Below are 18,111 nucleotides of genomic sequence, written 5' to 3' on the forward strand. Positions count from 1 at the left end.
TTTAATCTGCTTTGAACTGCGATTTAAAGCGCTTTGGCAACAGTTGGAGGGGTGTGATATCATTGCCGTTCCGGCACAGTGGGGGAAACTGCGAAGCGACCACTTCGTCACCCTCACCACTGCGCTTGCCCTAATGAACCAATGCTATGTTATTGCTTCCGATGCTGCCAACGCCGATACTTCGGCAATGAGCGGTATAATCACCCCTTTTGGCGGAGAGATCCGCAACAATGGCGAAGAGAGTATCTCCTCACACTATGAAGAGCGCACGATCCTCTCCATGCGCCGATACCTCAACGTAGGAATAGAATGAGCATCGATAAAATCACCATTATTAAAACCACCCGTATGGCGGATGAAATTGCCAAGAAATTTCCCCTCCGTCCACTCGTTAAAAACGCGATTATCCATACCAATCGCGAGGCGTTTGTCCCTCTGGCAATGCGCCACAACGCGTACCGCCTCGACGCCCTCCCTATCGGGGCACAGCAGTACATCTCCTCACCGCTTACGGTTGCTAAAATGACTCAGTATCTAAGCCCTGAGGGGTGTGACAGCGTCCTCGAGATCGGATGCGGCAGCGGCTATCAAGCGGCGGTATTGTCCAAAGTTTTCCGTCGGGTCTTTACGATTGAGCGTATCGAATCGCTTCTTTTGGAGGCAAAAGAGCGCTTTCGCCACCTCCATCTGGGAAATATTCATACCCGCACGGACGACGGTCAAAACGGCTGGGAACAATATGCCCCGTTTGATCGTATTTTGTTTTCGGCATCGGCACGCGCCATTCCAAAAAAACTCTTCGATCAGCTTCGCGAGGGGGGGATTTTGATTGCTCCCATCGACAAAGGTCGTGAACAGGTCATTACACGCTTTACGAAGCAGGGGGGGGTAATCCATGAAGATACCCTCGAAATATGCGATTTCGTCCCTGTACTGGATGGGGTGGTTCGAAAATGAGTCTCCCCGAAGCGTTTCGTGAGCGTTTAGAGCGTATTGTTCCACATGAGCGATTTGAATCAATCCTCAAAACTTTTGACGCCCCTAAACAGGTCACGTTTCGTGTCAACACCCTCAAAACAACCCCCGCAGAGCTCGAAGCCGAACTCAAATCTGCCGACATTGTCTTTGAGAGAGTAGAATGGATGGAGGGGGTTTATCGAATTTCTCCCGAAGAGAAACTCCCCCTTACCCAGAGTGACGCTTTTTACGGTGGACGTCTGTACATCCAAAATCTCGCATCTATGGTCGCGCCTATGCTCCTTGCGCCACAGCCTGATGAGACGGTGCTCGACCTTGCTGCCGCCCCCGGAGGGAAAACGCTGATGCTTGCAGGGATGATGCAAAACAGCGGATGGCTCTCCGCCGTTGAGCCCTCACGAGAGCGTTTCTTCCGTCTCAAAGCCAATCTTGACGCCCAAGGGGTGACCAACGCCCACACCTATATGGCGGACGGCCGTAGTATCGGAAAAAAATGTCCTGAGATGTTTGATCGTATCTTGCTCGATGCCCCGTGTTCTTCCGAAGCACGATTTAAAACGCATGAACCCAAATCGATGTCGTTTTGGTCGATTCATAAAGTGAAAGAGACCTCCCGTCTCCAACGCCGTTTGCTCCTCTCTGCATTCGATGCCCTCAAACCGGGGGGAAAACTCCTCTATTGCACCTGTTCGTTTTCTCCCGAAGAGAATGAAATACCTCTCCAGCATCTCTTAGAACGCCATGGAGAGCATTTAAAGACTATTCCCCTCACATTGCCATTTGATAATGTCCAAAAGCCTCTGAAGCGCTGGGGAAAAGAGGTTTTTGATGAACGTATCCAAAACGGTGTACGCATTTTGCCGACCGATACTATTGACGGATTTTTCCTCTGTCTATTAGAAAAGAATATAGAGTAATTTCATTTCTCTATTTTTAACTTAAGCTATTATGGTAAAATAACACTATCCTTGATGAGGGAGCTTACTATGTCAAATTGTAAAATGGGTTTAGCATTTTTGTCACTCCTCGTAAGTCTCTCATCCTTACACGCTTCATCCATCGAACAATTAGCCAAAGAGGGTGAAGCCGCTTTTTACCACGAAAACTACATCGAAGCACGCAAAGCCCTTATCCCCGCCTCACAGCAAGGGAGCGTTCAATCTCTCTATTATTTGGGGATCATGAATCTCCGTGGCTTTGGAACCCCGGCTAACTTCAAAGAAGCACTCCGTATGTTTAAAATCGGTGCGCAAAAAAATCATCCCGATTCTCAAGTCGCACTGGGTGTTTTGATGATAGAGGGGATCGGCACCCCCCAAAATCATAAAGAGGCGTCCCGTTTATTTAAGATAGCGGCTAAAAATGGAAATTCGGACGCTCAGCTCATCCTCGGATGGCTCTACAAAAATGGAGTAGGGGTCAAAACAAACAATACCCTCGCCTATGCCCTATGGAATTACGTTGCGGCACAAGGGAGCGATTGGGCGCGTGTCAGTCGCGATGCTATGTACTACGAACTCACCGAAGCAGAACTCTACCGTGGCCAAGAGCTCTCCTCCAATCTCCCGAAACTTTGGAAAACGGTCGCAAGCGAAAACAGCCGTACAAACAAACCTCTCCTAAAACGACGAAGCTAACCTTTTATGAGATCCATCCTCTTTGTTTGCCTCGGCAATATCTGCCGCTCACCGATCGCCGAGGGGGTAGCACGTAAACTGATAGAGGAGGATAGTCTCACGATCGCCGTCGATTCGGCGGGGACAGGAAGCTGGCATGTGGGTGAAACACCGTGTAAACACTCCATAACGGTAGCCAAAAAACACGATATCGATATCTCCCACCTTCGCGCCCGTCAGGTTAAAAAAGCCGATTTCAGCACCTTTGATCTTATCGTCGCATTGGATGAAAGTAATTATCGCGATCTCAAATCGTTAGGGTGTCAGAATTTGGTCAAATTAGGGGATTACGGACATGAGGGTGCAGATGTACCTGATCCCTACTTTTTCGATGGTTTTGAAGGGTTTGAGCATGTCTATACGATGATAGAAAGTTGTGTCTGTGAGCTTTTACATTCTCACTTATGAGTAATCACATAAACAACCGCGCTCAATACCATCAAAAAAACAACACCGATAAAAAATCGTTTAAAAAATAAACTGCTTTTTTTGTCTGGAGTTCCCGTTATAGAAATCAAACCAAATAAAAATTCTACAAGATGACCCATTTTAGCCACTAAAGGGGAGTTCTTCGTAACCGATCGAGGTACCGAGGATATAAAACGGCGCCTCATTAGCACGACCGCTGTAGTTCCCGATTGCTAAAACACAACCGTTCGTATCCATCTCCACCGTTATCCCCTCGCTCATATCCAAACCACGTAGAACATTGTCGCTCACGAGTTTGGCATCACTCACACCCTCGAGTCGAAACAGCACATCGATCCAATCATAACCGCGCGCGATATCCTGAACACTGAAACGAATTTCGATCGAAGTAGGGGAGAGGGGAGTTAGAGAGCGGATTTCACCGTGACGAGCTGCATCGATACGCTCCAATAGGTTTTTGAGCGTAGAGATGCTCAGGGGCTTTACTGGCACCCTTCACACTCCATTGAGCGATCCGCCGTATCTTGTTTTTGCTCCGGTGATTGGGAACGGAGATAGTAGGTCGATTTGAGACCCAGTTTCCATGCGAGCATATAGATATCGTTGAGATATTTTCCGCTGGCACGATCAAGGGTGATAAAGATATTGAGACTTTGTCCCTGATCGATCCATTTTTGACGGATTGCCGCCGCTTTGACAAGGATCGTTTGATCCAAATCATACGCCGGTGTGTAGTATCCCCACGTATCAGGGCTCAGTTTCGGCGCAACAACCGGAATAAGCCCTGAGAGATTCTCTTCAAACCACTTGCGTTTGTAGATCGGCTCAATCGTCTGCGTCGTCCCTGTAAGAATTGAGATAGAACTCGTCGGTGCGATCGCCATCAGATAGCCGTTACGCATCCCCTGCTTTTTGATCGTTTCACGAAGTTCATCCCACTCATAATTCGGAGCAAACAATCCGCCGCGATCCACAAGATTTTGTACCTCTGCGGTTGCGTGATCCATCGGGAGGATTCCACGGCTCCATTTAGAACCCTGATACTCAGCGTAAGACCCTTTTTCGACAGCGAGATTACTTGATGCGAGAATCGCGTTATAACTGACCGCTTCCATCACTTCATCGACTTTATCGAAATGCTCTTGGCTTCCCCATACGATGTGGTTCTCTGCGAGCATCTGTGCTTCACCCATTACACCCAAACCGATGGCACGGCTGCGTAGGTTAGTCCGTTTTACTTTTTCCAACGGATAGAAGTTCAGATCAATGACGTTATCGAGAGCACGAATCGCTACGGGAACGATGCGATCGATATCCTCTTTGGTGTGAACACGCGAGAGGTTAACGGATGCAAGGTTACATACCGCCGTCGCACCGTCCACTTTCTCTTTTTCGACGATATAGATCGGGCGTCCGCCGAGGGAATCGAGGGCGGTAACTTTGTTCGCCGGTTTTTCGATTCCGCTGTCGACTTTAACGATCTCATCTTCTTCATACGTCACAAACGATCCGTCTTCGTATTTGATTTTGATCAAATAGTGGTTCGGCTGAGTGTTTTGGAAAATTTCGGTACACAGATTTGAGCTGCGGATAATACCGAAATGGTCATTCGGATTGGCACGGTTGGCACTGTCTTTGAAACACAAGAATGGACTCCCCGTTTCAAAGTACGACGTTAAGATTTTTTTCCATAAATCTTTTGCTTTTGTGTGCTCTTTTACGATATCAGGATCTTGTTCGAGTTCAAGGTACCGTTTTTCAAACTCCGCTCCGTAAAGCTCACTAAGCTCTTTAACATCAAACGGATCGAACATCGTCCAGATTCCGTCTTCGACGACACGCTTCATAAACATGTCATTAATCCACAATGCCGGAAATAAATCGTGGGCACGTCGTCGCTCTTCCCCTGAGTTTTTCTTCACATCAAGGAAATCTTTAACATCCATGTGCCACGGCTCGAGATAGACGGCGATAGCCCCTTTACGAGTTCCGAGCTGATCGACCGCGATAGCGATGTCGTTGGTGATTTTCAAAAACGGTACGGTTCCGCCGGCGGCGTTTTTATGTCCGTCGATAAACGATCCCATGGCGCGAACCTGCGTCCAATCCCAACCGATCCCTCCGCCAAATTTAGAGAGCAATGCCATCTCTTTGTAGGCATCAAAAATCCCTTCGATATTATCGGGAGCTGAGCCGATATAGCACGAGCTAAGCTGATGACGGTTTGTACGGGCGTTAGAGAGAGTAGGGGTTGCCATCATCACTTCGAATTTAGACATCATATCGTAGAACTTTTTCGCCCAACCCTGACGATCAGACTCGTTTTGTGCTAAGAACATCGCGACAGCCATAAACATATGCTGAGGGAGTTCAATCGGATCGCCTTGACGGTCTTTGATCAAATAGCGGTCATACAATGTTTTAACGCCGAGGTAGTTAAACTCTAAATCGCGCTCAGGGACGATGTACGCATCTAAATCTGCTAAATTGTATTTATCTCTAAGACCAAGAAGAATGCGCCCTTCGGCTTCACCACGTTCAAAGTAGCTCTCTAAGCTTCCGTATCCTGTAAAACCGTTTACACGATGGTATAAATCGTACAAGAAGAGACGAGACGCTACAAAGGTCCAGTTAGGAGAATCGATATCGATCTTATCGACTGCTGTTTTAATAAGGGTATGCTGAATCTCATTGCTGTTAATCCCGTCACGAAACTGGATTTGGGCATCCACCTCCAACTCGCTTTGCGAAACATTAATCAGTCCCTTTACGGCAGCAGACGTATATTTTTGAATCTTCGTAATATCTAACGGCTCACGACGTCCGTTACGTTTAACAATAGTTAACATTTTTCTTCCTCACACTCTCTAAAAGCTGTATTATAATCACTGAATATTGTATTGTTTCTTATGTCAAAAAAAACTATTTTTATGATAATTATTTAAACACCCGTGCAAAAATTTTATCCACATTTTTAGTATAGTAATCAAAGTTGAAACATTCACGAATTGCCTCTTCACTCAAAGAGTTACGTAATTCTTCATCCGCTAACAAATATTGAAGATAGAGGGATTCCCCTTTTTCATTAACGGCACTGTTTCCTTGTTGCAACCCCTCCCATACTTTCATCGCATTGCGTTGAACAATGCGGTACGCATCTTCACGACTTACCCCTTTAAGAGGAAGTTCGAGTAAAACACGTTGAGAAAAAACCAAACCGCCGGTTAGGTTGAGATTACGCATCATGTTTTCAGGATAGACAACGAGGTTAGCAATAACACTGTTAAAACGGTGAAGCATGAAATCGCTCGTGACAAAACTGTCCGGCAACCAGAAACGCTCAGTTGAGCTGTGAGAGATATCACGCTCATGCCATAACGCTACGTTTTCCATCGCAGGGATAACATAGGCACGAACCATCCGCGCTAACCCTGTTATGTTTTCAGTCAAAATCGGATTACGCTTGTGAGGCATTGCGCTTGAGCCTTTTTGCCCTTTAGCGAAAAACTCTTCACACTCATACACTTCAGTGCGTTGCCAGTGACGAACCTGTACCGCAAATTTCTCGATCGAGCTTGCCATCAATGCGAGCGCCGAAGCGAGACGTGCATAACGATCACGTTGGATAACTTGGTTTGACGCAGGAGCTGATTTAAGCCCTAACGCTTCACACGTATACTCTTCAAGTTCTAACGGTGCGTGAGCAAAATTTCCCATCGCCCCTGAAACTTGACCGACACAGATCACTTCCATTGTTTGTTCCAAGTTTGTCAAATGGCGCGCCATCTCATCGTACCAAACCGCTAACACCAAACCAAACGTAATCGGCTCGCCGTGAATACCATGTGAGCGTCCCACCATTAAAGTCATCTTATGCTCTTCGGCTCTTGTTTTAATCGAGGCCATAACCATTTTGACATCTTCGATAATCAATTCCAATGAATCACGCATTTGTAATGCGACAGCCGTATCAACCGTATCTGAACTTGTCATACCATAATGGAACCAGCGACTCTCTTCTCCGAGAGTTTCTGAAACGGATGTCGTAAATGCAATCAAATCGTGACGAGTGATCGCTTCGATCTCATCAATACGCTCTACAGAGAATCCTGCGTTCTTAACGATTTTCTCTGCATCTTCATCGGGGATGAGACCCAATTTATTCCACGCAACGACAACCGCCTTTTCAACATCGAGCCACGCTTGATATTTTGCTTGGATACTCCATTTGGATTTCATCTCTTCTCTGGCGTAACGATCTACCATATCTGCTTCCTTACTATGCTAAAATGCGCTTTATATATCGCGCTTAAACTATATCTTTAGTCTATCTAACCCTCCCTAAAAAGGAATTAAATTGCCCTTCATTACCAAACAACTTCACTCTCCGACTCGTCAAAAAGCGTTTCGCTTTTTAATGCAAGAGTTAGGGATAACCCAAAGCGAAGCGCAACGTTTAATTGCTAAAGGGCGTCTTTCACAAGAGGGAGAAGTGATGGCGAACAATGCGGGGTTTATCGAAGGGACTTTTGATTTTATTTGTTTTGAACCTTTGACGTTAGGACTAGAACCTACGTTTGTCGAAGAAGAATTTGCCGTCTATGATAAACCGAGCGGTCTTCTCGTCCATCCTCAAAACAGACACACTCCGTACTCTCTCAACGATGAGATCAAACACCGTTTCGGACATGACGCTAACATTACCCATCGGATTGATCAAGAGACAAGCGGTTTGGTTCTAGCCGCTCGAAATAAAGTATCCGAACGTTCTTTAAAGATGATGTTTGAAGAGCGCCAAATTACAAAAAAATATTTAGCAATGGTTAGAGGACATCTGGCAGAGCCTCTCGATATAGAGGAGCCTCTGCTGCGTCGTGAAGATGCTAGTTCTATTATCCGTATGATTGTGCGCGTTCATCCTGAAGGAAAGCCCTCTCGAACCTTTATAAAGCCTCTGGAATATTTTCCCGATATTAATGCGACTCTTGTTGAAGCCTCTCCGTTTACGGGGCGTCAGCATCAGATACGGGTTCATTTGTTCCACGTGAAACATCCGATTGTCGGTGATCCGATTTATGGACAAGACGAAAATGACGCTGTCCGCTTTTTAGATAGAGAGATGTCTAACGAGGAACGCTTTATCAATACCGGCGCATCACGTCTATTACTACATGCCCATTCACTAGAATTTACCTACAATGAGATTCCTTACCATGTTATCTCCAAAGAAGATTTTGTATCTCAGTGTTTCGATGCGATGAAAGAGAAATAAATCCATGCCGTTCATCACCAAAAAATTGCATTCGCCTGAACGTCAAATGGCACTGCCCTTTTTAATAAAAGAACTTGGACTCTCACGAAGTGAAGGACAACGTCTGATTGCCAGAGGACGTCTCACCCAAGACGGTATCGTTATGTGTGATCAATTCGGCTTTGTTGAAGGCGATTGTGAATTCATCTGTTTTGAACCCGTTACCCGAGGATTCAAACCGATGTTTGTTGCTAACGACTTTGCAGTGTATGACAAACCGAGCGGTTTGAGTGTTCACCCCCATAGCCGACAATCTCCCTATACGTTGAATGATGAGATAAAACATCAATTCGGTGAGGATGCTAACGCAACCCATCGTATCGATCAAGAGACGAGCGGATTGGTTTTAATCTCTCGTCATAAAAACAGCGAATCTGTTTTAAAGAGGTTATTCTCAGAACGTGCTATAACCAAGAAATATCTTGCGATGGTAAGAGGGGAGGTAAAGGAGCAAATTGATATTCAAGAACCTCTATTTCGAATTGACCATCCCAATCTTTTGATCAGTATGGTTGTTAAAGTTGACCCTAAAGGGAAACCTGCCCATACCATTATTAAACCGCTTCGTTACTTTCCACAGTACGATATGACACTCGTAGAAGCCTCACCGCTTACGGGACGTACCCATCAAATACGGGTTCATTTGTTCCACGTGAAACATCCGATTGTCGGTGACCCTGTCTACGGCCCTGATGAAGAAGAGGTCACACAGTTTATAAAAAAAGAGTTGTCACCCGAGGATCGATTGAGAATAGGGGGATCAACTCGGTTGTTACTTCATGCCCATTCACTTGAATTTACGTATGAAAATGAGCATTTTTGCATTGTCTCTGAGAAAGATTTTATACAAGAGTGCTTTGAGGCGATGGGTATTTCAAGAGGGTAATCAGGTAGCGTTATTAATATAGCGCTGCCGCTTCGCCTCTTTTATTTTACGGATATCGACAAGAATATAGCCGTCGATACAGTTGTTAAAATCGGTATCGATTCCAAAATCCATAAACTGAACGCCCCCCTCTTCACACAGTTCACTGTATTGTTTATAGAGGGTAGGGACAGAGACATCCAACGCTTTGAGATAGTCTTTGAGCACTCTAAAATCCTCACTGTAATTCTCACCACTGAAGAGTATTTTGAACTCTTCCTGAACATAATCGGATAAGCGAAAAGGGGATTTGGCTTTTACCATCGTATGATTTGCACCGAAATAGAGGGTATAAAAATAGACCAATGCCTCTTGCGCATGTTTAGGAAAACTCCCTGAAATACTCACCGGTCCCATCATATATTTAATATGCGGATTATGACTGAGATACGCACCGATCCCTTGCCACAAATAATCCAACGCTCTGCTTCCCCAATATTTCGGCTGCACAAAACTGCGTCCCAACTCTATTGCATCCTCCAATACCGTATCAAACTGCTCATTCATCGTGCACAAATCAGACATATAAAGTCCCTCTCGCCCCAGCCAAGAGAGAATCCATTCGCATTCGCCGATACGATACGCTCCTGCAATCTCTAACGCTTCATCGTCCCATAATACCAAATGGTGATAATAACGATCATACGCATCGATATCGCGTGCATGACCACTCCCTTCTCCTACTTTTCGAAAAGAGTACTCTCTGAGGCGCCCAATCTCATTGAGTATGTTCGGAGCATTTTCTTGTTCGATAAGATAAATTTCTTTGTTATCGCTCGTTAATCCTAACAACTCCCCTTTACGAAGTTCAGCTCTAAGCTCTTGACGAGAAACCGGATGGGCAATTGAACACTCTGTCGGATAGATCCCTTTTTTCCCTTGAGCAATTCGGAGAAGATGTTTTCGAAATAATTTTGCATGTCTTTTTTCCGTGAGATTAAAATCGCTGAGTGCTTTTTCACTCACCATCTCCCCGATGGTAAAATCAAATACACGGTTACGTGCGGCAAATATTTCATGACTGAGTAGCAATCCACCAAGCGGTTTATAAACCCATGAGAGGAGATAAAAGAGTGGGCTATTTTTCCCTTTTATATAGATAGGGAGAATCGGTGTGGTATTGCGCTTGGCAAATTTAATAAATCCCCCTTTCCAAGTACCTTCTTTGATACCGAATAATCCAGCACGGGAAACTTCACCTGAGGGGAAAAAGATAACGGCTTCCTCAGCTTGCAACGCCTTATCAATCTGCTGTAGGGCATATTTGGAAACTCTATCATTTATATTGTCCACACCAATCATATACTCTTTGAGTTGTGTAATTTCACCTAACATACGATTGGCAACAATTTTCACTTTTTTGTCTTGACGAACTGAGCATACCATCTGAATCAAACAAAGGGCATCTAACGCCCCTAAAGGATGATTGGCAACAATTATTACTTTACCCATCGTAGGAATGTTTTCGATCTGTTTATGAACGGTTTTATACGAAACATTTAAATGTTCCAAAACAGCATCAATAAATTCTAATCCGCTTTTCTCTTGATGAATCTCCATAAAGCGGTTAATCGATTTTTCATGAAGAAGCAGACGGGTTAATCCAACAATCGTTTTTTTTATCACCGTTGGATATCGAAACAGTTTCGGATGTTCTTTGCGTAAAATATATTCTGCACTAACCATTGGATTTCCCTTTATAAAAGTACATAGAAATGCTATGTGCTTCTTTTTATGAAACGGTAAATCATGTTAATTTCAGAGTGATTACGTTTTGATTACGTAAAGATTACCTTCTGATAATGAAAAAAATTCTCAATTTATGTGAATAACTTTTTATAACAATGGCTTAATTGATTATTAAAGAGGTTAAATTCTCTTAAAGCCCTAAAAATAGGGATTTCAGGCTATATAAAGGAAGAGTGATTCAGGGTATATTTAGATAAAGAATTTCTGAAGTGGAGAAGATTTTTTCATCATTTCCCGTAATAAAGGGGTTTAGTTATTCACAATCCTCTCACAGTGTGAATATTACACACTTAGGAAAAAAATGAACTATTTTTTTGGAATTCAGAAATCTTTTAGGGGGTTAACAGAGAGTAACACTTAAGTCGCTCATCAATCGAAAATTATTAAGGGAGTCTAAGACTCTTTCGATACACTTCTGACTTAGCGACCTTCCTGGTGTGTTGGTCGCTTATCCTTTTTCTATCCTATAATTTTAATACTGCTCTTTCGTGATTCTTGCGCTTTTTTATTCAAATCGAGTTTTACCCTTTGTGCATGCGTTATTGCTACTGCCATAGCATCGGTAATATCCAGCGGTTTTATCTCTTTTGTAATCCCTAGAATCTGTTTTACCATAAATGCCACTTGCTCTTTTGCCGCTTTCGCTTTTCCCGTCAACGCTTTTTTAACCTGCAACGGCGTATATTCGGCAAACATTCCATACTCCTGTAAAAGCTTCAACGTTATTGCTCCGCGAAACTGAGCGAGCTTTAGCACCGTTTTAGGATTATGGGCATAAAAAATATCTTCCATGGCTACTTCATCAATTTTATGGGCAGCGAAAAGTTGTTCGATTGCTTCTGCCACTTGGGGAATTTGGTATTGAAGTGCTTCGGCTTTTATTTTAATAAGTCCTGCTTCGATAAGTCGTATTTTTTGACCCTCAATGGCCACAATCGCATATCCGCAATTTCGAGTTCCGGGATCGATACCTAAAATATTCATTTTTTTCCTATTCACATGGGTGAATAAAAGATATTCACCATTTCTTTGATCCTAATTATAGGCAAATATCGGTATTATTCACATCACTATTCACACGAAGGGAAAAGATGAATTCGATCGGTAAACAGGTTTTGAATGCACTCAAAGGGGAGATCAATGAGATCGACTACCAACGCTACATCAAACAACTCACCTATGATGAAGCTGAATCAAAAAGTAACTTGGCTATTTTTCGTGTCCCCAATGCTCTAATAGCCAACTGGGTTCGAACTAAATTTGCCGATAAAATTGCTCATCTGTTCGAAATTAAAACCAATATCAAACCTACCGTATCAATTTTGATCCAATCTTCAACTATCCCTACATCTACTCAGAATGCTTCTGTACCTGCTAATTTAGAGCGTTCCGGCGGTTCTTTACTGAATCCCTCTTATACGTTTCAAAACTTTGTTGTAGGAGATTCCAATAATTTTGCGTTTATCGCCGCTAAAAATGTAAGCGAAAAGCCGGGTGTTGTTTATAATCCCCTCTTTATCTACGGAGGTGTCGGTTTAGGTAAAACCCATCTGATGCAATCGGTCGGTAATGTAATGTTGGCACAGGGAAAAACGGTTATTTATACCTCAGTAGAACAATTTTTAAATGATTTTTCACGCCATCTCAGTAATCGCACTATGGATCGGTTCAAAGACAAATACCGTAAATGTGATTTGCTCCTCATCGACGATATCCAATTTCTCAGCAACAAAAATCAAATCCAAGAAGAGTTCTTTCACACCTTTGATGCGCTTCGTAATGAAAATAAGCAAATCATTATTACCTCCGATAAACCCCCTAAAAAAATCGGAGGACTCGAAGAACGGCTCAAAAGCCGTTTTGAATCGGGTCTTGTTGCCGATATCCAACCTCCCGAACTCGAAACGAAGATCGAAATCATTAAGAAAAAATGTGAGATTAACCGTGTCAAGCTCGACCGTGAAGTGATCAACTACGTCGCGACGATTATCGAAAATAACACCCGTGAAATCGAAGGTATCCTCTCTAAACTCAATGCCTATTCACAACTTATGGGTGTCGATATCACGATCGAATTTGCCCGAAACGTCCTCAAAGAGCAAATGGCAGAAAAACGGAGCAATATTACCACTGACCTTATTATGGAAACCGTGGCGAAAGAGCTCAATATCAAACCCAGTGAAATCCGTTCAAAAAGCCGTAATAGCAACATCGTTTACGCCCGCCGAATTGCTATCTATCTTTCACGTTCACTAACACCGAATTCAATGCCTCAACTCGCTCAATATTTCGGAATGAAAGATCACACGGCAGTTAGTCATACCATGAAAAAAATTCAAGAGTTAATGAAAAACGATGAAGATTTCCGAGTTAAAATAGAAGAACTCTCCAATAAAGTCTCAGTTGCAACGCCTGAATAAATTATTTGGTTTGTAAAGCCCTTTTAAAAAAGCTATAATTCGTACATAAGTGAATAGATGTGAATGAAAGAGAATCGGTTCATCACATCACCAATGCAGGAGAGATGGGAGTTAATGGTGTGTTTTCACCCATTCACACCCCCTTATTACTAACTATTATAATTAATGCTTTATATAATAAAAGGAGTCTTTTATGAAAATCACCATTGACAAGTCGGTCTTGGAAAATATCCTTCTTCATCTTCAACCTTTTTTAGAGAAAAAAGATACATCACAAATTACTTCCCATATTCTACTTTCAACAGATGGCAGAACCCTTACCGCTAAAGCTACTGATTATGAAATAGGTCTCTCTATTCAAACCAATTCACTCAGTGTAGAAGAACCCGGTTCCCTTACCGCAAACGGTAAAAAGCTTCTTGATATTATCCGTATCCTCAAAGATGAAGAAGTTGAACTCACTCTTGATAAAGATACACTCCTTATTCGACAAAAAAGATCGAATTTTAAACTCCCTACCTATAAAAGTTCAGAATTTCCAGCATTCCCGACAACAGATGGAAAACCAAACATTGCAATCAATTCACATCTTTTGATTGAGTCATTGAAAAAAATAACTCCTGCAACGGATACCAATAATCCGAAATTTGAACTTAACGGTGCATTGATCGATATTAAAAGCAATCAGATCAATTTTGTTTCTACCGATACCAGACGTCTCGCTCTTGTTCACATAGAGAGTCAGAATGATGCAGAACTCTCCATCATTGTCCCTAAAAAAGCGATTATCGAAATACAAAAACTTTTTACCGATAACATTGAAATTTATTATGACAATACCCATCTCATAATCAAATCCGAAGACTCTCTTTTTTATACTAAACTCATTAACGGTAAATTCCCTGATTACAGCCGAATTATCCCTAAAGACGCTCAACGTGTTCTAACCCTTCCAAAAAGCGTCATAGTGACCGCTATCAAGCAAATTACGACTATTTCCAATGATCTGAAACTCACTTTCCAACATGATGCTATTTTATTTGAAAGTTTGAGTGACGACAATATCGAAGCAAAAACAACGGTAGAAATAGAAAACGGATTTGAAACACCGTTTATTCTCGCGATTAACAGCCGCTATATTTTGGATTTCTTATCTCAAGTCAATAGTACTGAATTCACCCTCGAAGCCAATGAATCGAATCAACCGTTTGTTTTAAAAGATCAAAATTTTAAAACTATCGTAATGCCGATTGTGATTTAATCTATTTTTTTTCTCTCTTTCTCTCCCCTTTTTAGGGGTTATTCCTCATAAAACCTATTTTTTAGTTTCACTACGGTAAAATAAAGCATTAAACACGCTTAAAAGCTGGAGCAACTATGGAAAATTACGGTGCTAGTAATATTAAAGTCCTCAAAGGTCTCGAAGCCGTTCGAAAACGACCCGGTATGTACATCGGTGATACCGGTCATCGCGGGCTTCATCATCTAATCTACGAAGTCGTTGATAACTCTATCGATGAAGCGATGGCAGGGCATTGTGATACGATCACGGTAACGTTAACTAAAAACGGCACTGCAGTCGTCAGCGATAACGGTCGCGGTATTCCGACCGATATGCACCCGACGGAGGGAATATCAGCGGCTACGGTTGTTTTGACCGTATTGCATGCCGGTGGTAAGTTTGACAAAGATACCTATAAAGTCTCGGGCGGTTTGCACGGGGTAGGGGTATCGGTTGTTAATGCACTCTCATCAGATTTGAAAATGACTATTTTCCGTGAGGGTCAATCGTTTGAACAAAATTTCAAATGCGGTATCCCTCAAGAGCCGTTAGCGGTTACCGGAACAACCCGTAAACGTGGAACAACAATCGAATTTTTTCCGGATCCTTCCATCTTTACTGAAACCATTATCTTCGATTACGACTATTTGGCAAAACGTTTCCGCGAGCTCGCGTATCTCAATCCGCGTATTACCATCGTTTTCAAAGATGACCGTAACGGCGCCAGCAATACCTATCACTTCGAGGGCGGTATCAGCCAATTCGTTACCGATGTGAATAAAAAAGTAGTTGTAGCCTCTCCGTTTGCATTCAGTGAAAAAATCGAAGATATCGAGATGGATATCGCCGTGATGTATAACGACAGTTATGACGAAAAAATGTTCACGTTTGTCAATAACATCAATACCCCTAACGGCGGTACTCACGAAGCCGGTTTCCGTGCGGGACTTACCCGTGTTATCTCCAACTATAACAAACAAAACGGTAACGCTAAAGAGAAAGATATCCCATTATCGGGTGAAGATGTCTCTGAGGGTCTTATCTGTGTTGTCTCCGTTCGTGTACCGGAACCGCAGTTTGAGGGTCAAACCAAAGGGAAACTCGGAAATACCTATGTTCGACCGTTGGTTCAAAAAGTAACCTACGAAAAACTGACCAAATATTTCGAAGAGAACCCGATTCAAGCCAAAGCCATCATCCAAAAAGCTCTTATGGCGGCACGCGGACGCGAAGCGGCTAAAAAAGCGCGCGAACTCACCCGTCGTAAAGATGCTATGACGGTGGGAACCTTGCCGGGTAAATTGGCAGACTGTCAAAGCAAAGACCCTGCAATCAGCGAACTTTATCTGGTGGAAGGGGACTCTGCGGGCGGTTCGGCTAAACAAGGACGTGACCGCGTTTTCCAAGCGATTTTGCCGCTCAAAGGTAAAATTCTTAACGTTGAAAAAGCACGTCTCGATAAAATTCTAAAATCCGAAGAGATCACAAACATGATCACCGCGCTCGGCTGCGGAATCGGTGAAGAGTTTAACGAAGATAAACTCCGTTACCACAAGATCATCATCATGACCGATGCCGACGTCGACGGTAGCCATATTCAAACATTGTTATTGACCTTCTTCTTCCGTTATTTGCCGAAAATCGTTGAAAACGGCTACCTTTATTTGGCACAGCCTCCATTGTATCGCTATAAAAAAGGGAAAAAAGAGATTTACTTTAAAGATGACCGCGTTATGAATGCCTTCTTGATCGAAAACGGTATCGAAGCGTTAGAATCAGAAGAGTTAAATGTAGGTGTTAACGACCTTGTCTCTTTCTTCAAAATGGTTGACCATTACCGCAGTACCCTCGATGCGTTAGAGCGTCGTTATGCACTCGTTGAATTGATCCGTTATTTCATTGAAAATCCGGATTTGATTGCATTGCCGCTTAAAGAGATGTATACCAAAGTCGAAACATTCTTAACGGCTCAAGGCAATAACATCCTCTCTAAAAGTGTGAGTGATGAAGATATGCACCTCTTCGTTCAAACTAAAGAGGGATTGGAAGAGTTGCATATCAATGATGAACTTTTTGCTTCTCCTCATTTTGCTGAAGCCAATTACATTTTCCAAAAAATTCAAGATTGGAACTTGCCGTTGAAGGGTGATTTATTGGAGTTACTGACCCAAATCACCGATTATGCGAAGAAAGGCTCTTACATCCAACGCTACAAAGGTCTCGGGGAGATGAATCCTGAACAGCTTTGGGAAACAACAATGACTCCTGAAAACCGTGTATTGCTCCGCATTACCATTGATGATTTTGAATCCGCGGGTGATTCGTTCAATCTCTTTATGGGTGATGACGTCGAGCCGCGCCGTAACTATATCGAAACGCATGCTAAAGACGTCAAGCATTTGGATATATAATTTTTATGACCTATACTGAGCAAAAAGAGAGGGAACACCGCTTTGCTTTAGCATTGCGGATGGGATTACCTATCTTCTTTCTCAGTTCGGTTACCCTCTTTGCCCTTCTTACGCAGAAATATACGACGTTTGCCTCATTATTGATATTATCAATAGCACTGTTGGGGATAATGGTCTATTTTATTTTTTATCTTATTTATCAAAGTTCCCACGAGAATATCACCGATTCAATAACCCACACTTTTACCCAAGACTATTTTTTCAAGTTAGCGGCCAAAGCACTTCGAAAAAACACCCAGACGATTATGATGATAAACGTTGAAAATTTATGGTCCATTAATGAGCGTTACGGAATTAAAAACGGTGACAGAGCCCTCAAAAGCACGGTTTTGAAATTAGATCATTTTTTCCGTGAAAAAGGGATCGATAAACTCCCTATCGGACGGTATAAAGGGGGAGACTTTTTACTTTTACTAGCGGGAGAAAAAGAGAAATACCGTATCCTTCTTGAACTTTTTTTGAGCAAATATCAAAATTATGTCGATAACGAGATTGAAATACGGTTGGAAGCGGTTATGGTTGATTCTCGCCTCTCAGATGATATAGAACTCTTAACTAGCCGTTTGTATGAGCTTCATAATAACCGAATCGGTGTGGAAAAAGAGGAATATTATTCTATTAATGAGCTTGAACAGGAGATACTCGAAGCGTTAGAAGAAAAACAGTTTTCAGTCGGATTCTGGCCTGTATGTTGTGATGAATATACCATTTTCGATACCACAGTCAAACTGATTGATTCGCACAATAGGTTTATTCATCAAAGCCAATATATCCCTGTTTTGAATCGACTCAATAAAATGCGTATCCTTGAGGGCGATGTTCTCGAAATGGTAGGGGGGATGTGTGACAACCAAAATAGGCATTTTGTAT

At 42.8% G+C, this 18,111-nt stretch carries 15 protein-coding genes and 1 pseudogene; 11 read left to right on the forward strand and 5 right to left on the reverse strand.

Going from position 1 to position 18,111, the window contains the following annotated elements; all coding sequences use genetic code 11:
* The 5 genes and pseudogenes from A2517_RS10980 to A2517_RS11000 form a co-directional block, all read left to right on the forward strand.
* A pseudogene (locus A2517_RS10980) lies at positions 1-313 on the forward strand (carbon-nitrogen hydrolase family protein); the annotation flags it as partial.
* Positions 310-957 (forward strand): protein-L-isoaspartate(D-aspartate) O-methyltransferase, encoded by a 648-nt coding sequence (locus A2517_RS10985; RefSeq protein WP_294896978.1) that lies wholly within the window; start codon positions 310-312, stop codon positions 955-957. The pseudogene A2517_RS10980 and the gene A2517_RS10985, both read left to right, overlap by 4 nt.
* On the forward strand, positions 954-1,895 hold the full coding sequence (locus A2517_RS10990) for an RsmB/NOP family class I SAM-dependent RNA methyltransferase (protein WP_294896980.1): 942 nt from the start codon (positions 954-956) through the stop codon (positions 1,893-1,895). Before A2517_RS10985 ends, A2517_RS10990 begins: the two co-directional genes overlap by 4 nt.
* Positions 1,896-1,964: 69 nt before the next feature.
* Positions 1,965-2,615, forward strand: coding sequence for a tetratricopeptide repeat protein (locus A2517_RS10995; RefSeq protein WP_294896982.1), 651 nt, complete (start codon positions 1,965-1,967; stop codon positions 2,613-2,615).
* Between the two features lie 6 nt (positions 2,616-2,621).
* Positions 2,622-3,062 (forward strand): low molecular weight protein-tyrosine-phosphatase, encoded by a 441-nt coding sequence (locus A2517_RS11000; protein ID WP_294896984.1) that lies wholly within the window; start codon positions 2,622-2,624, stop codon positions 3,060-3,062.
* A gap of 141 nt (positions 3,063-3,203) precedes the next feature.
* Here A2517_RS11000 and A2517_RS11005 read toward each other — a convergent pair whose 3' ends face one another.
* The 3 genes from A2517_RS11005 to purB all read right to left on the reverse strand — a co-directional run bounded on the left by A2517_RS11005 (position 3,204) and on the right by purB (position 7,349).
* Positions 3,204-3,575: a hypothetical protein gene (locus A2517_RS11005; RefSeq protein ID WP_294896986.1), complete on the reverse strand. Its 372-nt coding sequence runs from the start codon at positions 3,573-3,575 to the stop codon at positions 3,204-3,206.
* Positions 3,566-5,932, reverse strand: a complete 2,367-nt coding sequence (locus A2517_RS11010; RefSeq protein ID WP_294896988.1) for a ribonucleoside-diphosphate reductase subunit alpha — start codon at positions 5,930-5,932, stop codon at positions 3,566-3,568. The genes A2517_RS11005 and A2517_RS11010 overlap by 10 nt, the downstream gene beginning before the upstream one ends.
* An 88-nt stretch (positions 5,933-6,020) precedes the next feature.
* On the reverse strand, positions 6,021-7,349 hold the full coding sequence (gene purB / locus A2517_RS11015; RefSeq protein WP_294896990.1) for an adenylosuccinate lyase: 1,329 nt from the start codon (positions 7,347-7,349) through the stop codon (positions 6,021-6,023).
* A gap of 91 nt (positions 7,350-7,440) precedes the next feature.
* Here purB and A2517_RS11020 point away from each other — a divergent pair, with 91 nt between their 5' ends.
* Both A2517_RS11020 and A2517_RS11025 read left to right on the forward strand, forming a co-directional pair.
* Positions 7,441-8,355, forward strand: coding sequence for an RluA family pseudouridine synthase (locus tag A2517_RS11020; protein ID WP_294896992.1), 915 nt, complete (start codon positions 7,441-7,443; stop codon positions 8,353-8,355).
* A 4-nt stretch (positions 8,356-8,359) separates the two neighbouring features.
* Positions 8,360-9,280 carry an RluA family pseudouridine synthase gene (locus tag A2517_RS11025; protein ID WP_294896993.1) on the forward strand — a complete coding sequence of 307 codons (921 nt, stop codon included), beginning with the start codon at positions 8,360-8,362 and terminating at the stop codon, positions 9,278-9,280.
* Here the strand turns inward: A2517_RS11025 and A2517_RS11030 are convergent, their stop codons facing one another.
* Positions 9,281-11,005, reverse strand: a complete 1,725-nt coding sequence (locus tag A2517_RS11030) for a lysophospholipid acyltransferase family protein (protein WP_294896995.1) — start codon at positions 11,003-11,005, stop codon at positions 9,281-9,283.
* 522 nt (positions 11,006-11,527) lie between these two features.
* Positions 11,528-12,052, reverse strand: coding sequence for a crossover junction endodeoxyribonuclease RuvC (gene ruvC, locus A2517_RS11035; RefSeq protein ID WP_294896996.1), 525 nt, complete (start codon positions 12,050-12,052; stop codon positions 11,528-11,530).
* A gap of 107 nt (positions 12,053-12,159) precedes the next feature.
* Between ruvC and dnaA the strand changes: the two genes are divergently transcribed.
* The 4 genes from dnaA to A2517_RS11055 form a co-directional block, all read left to right on the forward strand.
* Positions 12,160-13,488 (forward strand): chromosomal replication initiator protein DnaA, encoded by a 1,329-nt coding sequence (dnaA, locus tag A2517_RS11040; protein ID WP_294896997.1) that lies wholly within the window; start codon positions 12,160-12,162, stop codon positions 13,486-13,488.
* Between the two features lie 193 nt (positions 13,489-13,681).
* Entirely contained in the window at positions 13,682-14,749 is a 1,068-nt protein-coding gene (gene dnaN / locus A2517_RS11045) for a DNA polymerase III subunit beta (RefSeq protein ID WP_294896999.1), read from the forward strand.
* 116 nt (positions 14,750-14,865) lie between these two features.
* On the forward strand, positions 14,866-17,181 hold the full coding sequence (gyrB, locus tag A2517_RS11050) for a DNA topoisomerase (ATP-hydrolyzing) subunit B (protein WP_294897001.1): 2,316 nt from the start codon (positions 14,866-14,868) through the stop codon (positions 17,179-17,181).
* Positions 17,182-17,186: 5 nt separating this feature from the next.
* A partial coding sequence (locus A2517_RS11055) for a diguanylate cyclase (protein ID WP_294897003.1) occupies positions 17,187-18,111 on the forward strand: 925 nt, incomplete at its 3' end.

The organism is Sulfuricurvum sp. RIFOXYD12_FULL_44_77 (assembly GCF_001830725.1).
GTDB classification, from domain to species: domain Bacteria; phylum Campylobacterota; class Campylobacteria; order Campylobacterales; family Sulfurimonadaceae; genus Sulfuricurvum; species Sulfuricurvum kujiense_A.

Bases quoted from the DNA above. Each gene is read 5' to 3' on its own strand.
- A2517_RS11025 (WP_294896993.1), top strand. From the start codon at position 8,360: ATGCCGTTCATCACCAAAAAATTGCATTCGCCTGAACGTCAAATGGCA.
- A2517_RS10985 (WP_294896978.1), top strand. From the start codon at position 310: ATGAGCATCGATAAAATCACCATTATTAAAACCACCCGTATGGCGGAT.
- A2517_RS11000 (WP_294896984.1), top strand. From the start codon at position 2,622: ATGAGATCCATCCTCTTTGTTTGCCTCGGCAATATCTGCCGCTCACCG.
- A2517_RS10995 (WP_294896982.1), top strand. From the start codon at position 1,965: ATGTCAAATTGTAAAATGGGTTTAGCATTTTTGTCACTCCTCGTAAGT.
- purB (WP_294896990.1), bottom strand. From the start codon at position 7,349: ATGGTAGATCGTTACGCCAGAGAAGAGATGAAATCCAAATGGAGTATC.
- A2517_RS11030 (WP_294896995.1), bottom strand. From the start codon at position 11,005: ATGGTTAGTGCAGAATATATTTTACGCAAAGAACATCCGAAACTGTTT.
- ruvC (WP_294896996.1), bottom strand. From the start codon at position 12,052: ATGAATATTTTAGGTATCGATCCCGGAACTCGAAATTGCGGATATGCG.
- A2517_RS10990 (WP_294896980.1), top strand. From the start codon at position 954: ATGAGTCTCCCCGAAGCGTTTCGTGAGCGTTTAGAGCGTATTGTTCCA.
- A2517_RS11010 (WP_294896988.1), bottom strand. From the start codon at position 5,932: ATGTTAACTATTGTTAAACGTAACGGACGTCGTGAGCCGTTAGATATT.
- gyrB (WP_294897001.1), top strand. From the start codon at position 14,866: ATGGAAAATTACGGTGCTAGTAATATTAAAGTCCTCAAAGGTCTCGAA.
- dnaA (WP_294896997.1), top strand. From the start codon at position 12,160: ATGAATTCGATCGGTAAACAGGTTTTGAATGCACTCAAAGGGGAGATC.
- dnaN (WP_294896999.1), top strand. From the start codon at position 13,682: ATGAAAATCACCATTGACAAGTCGGTCTTGGAAAATATCCTTCTTCAT.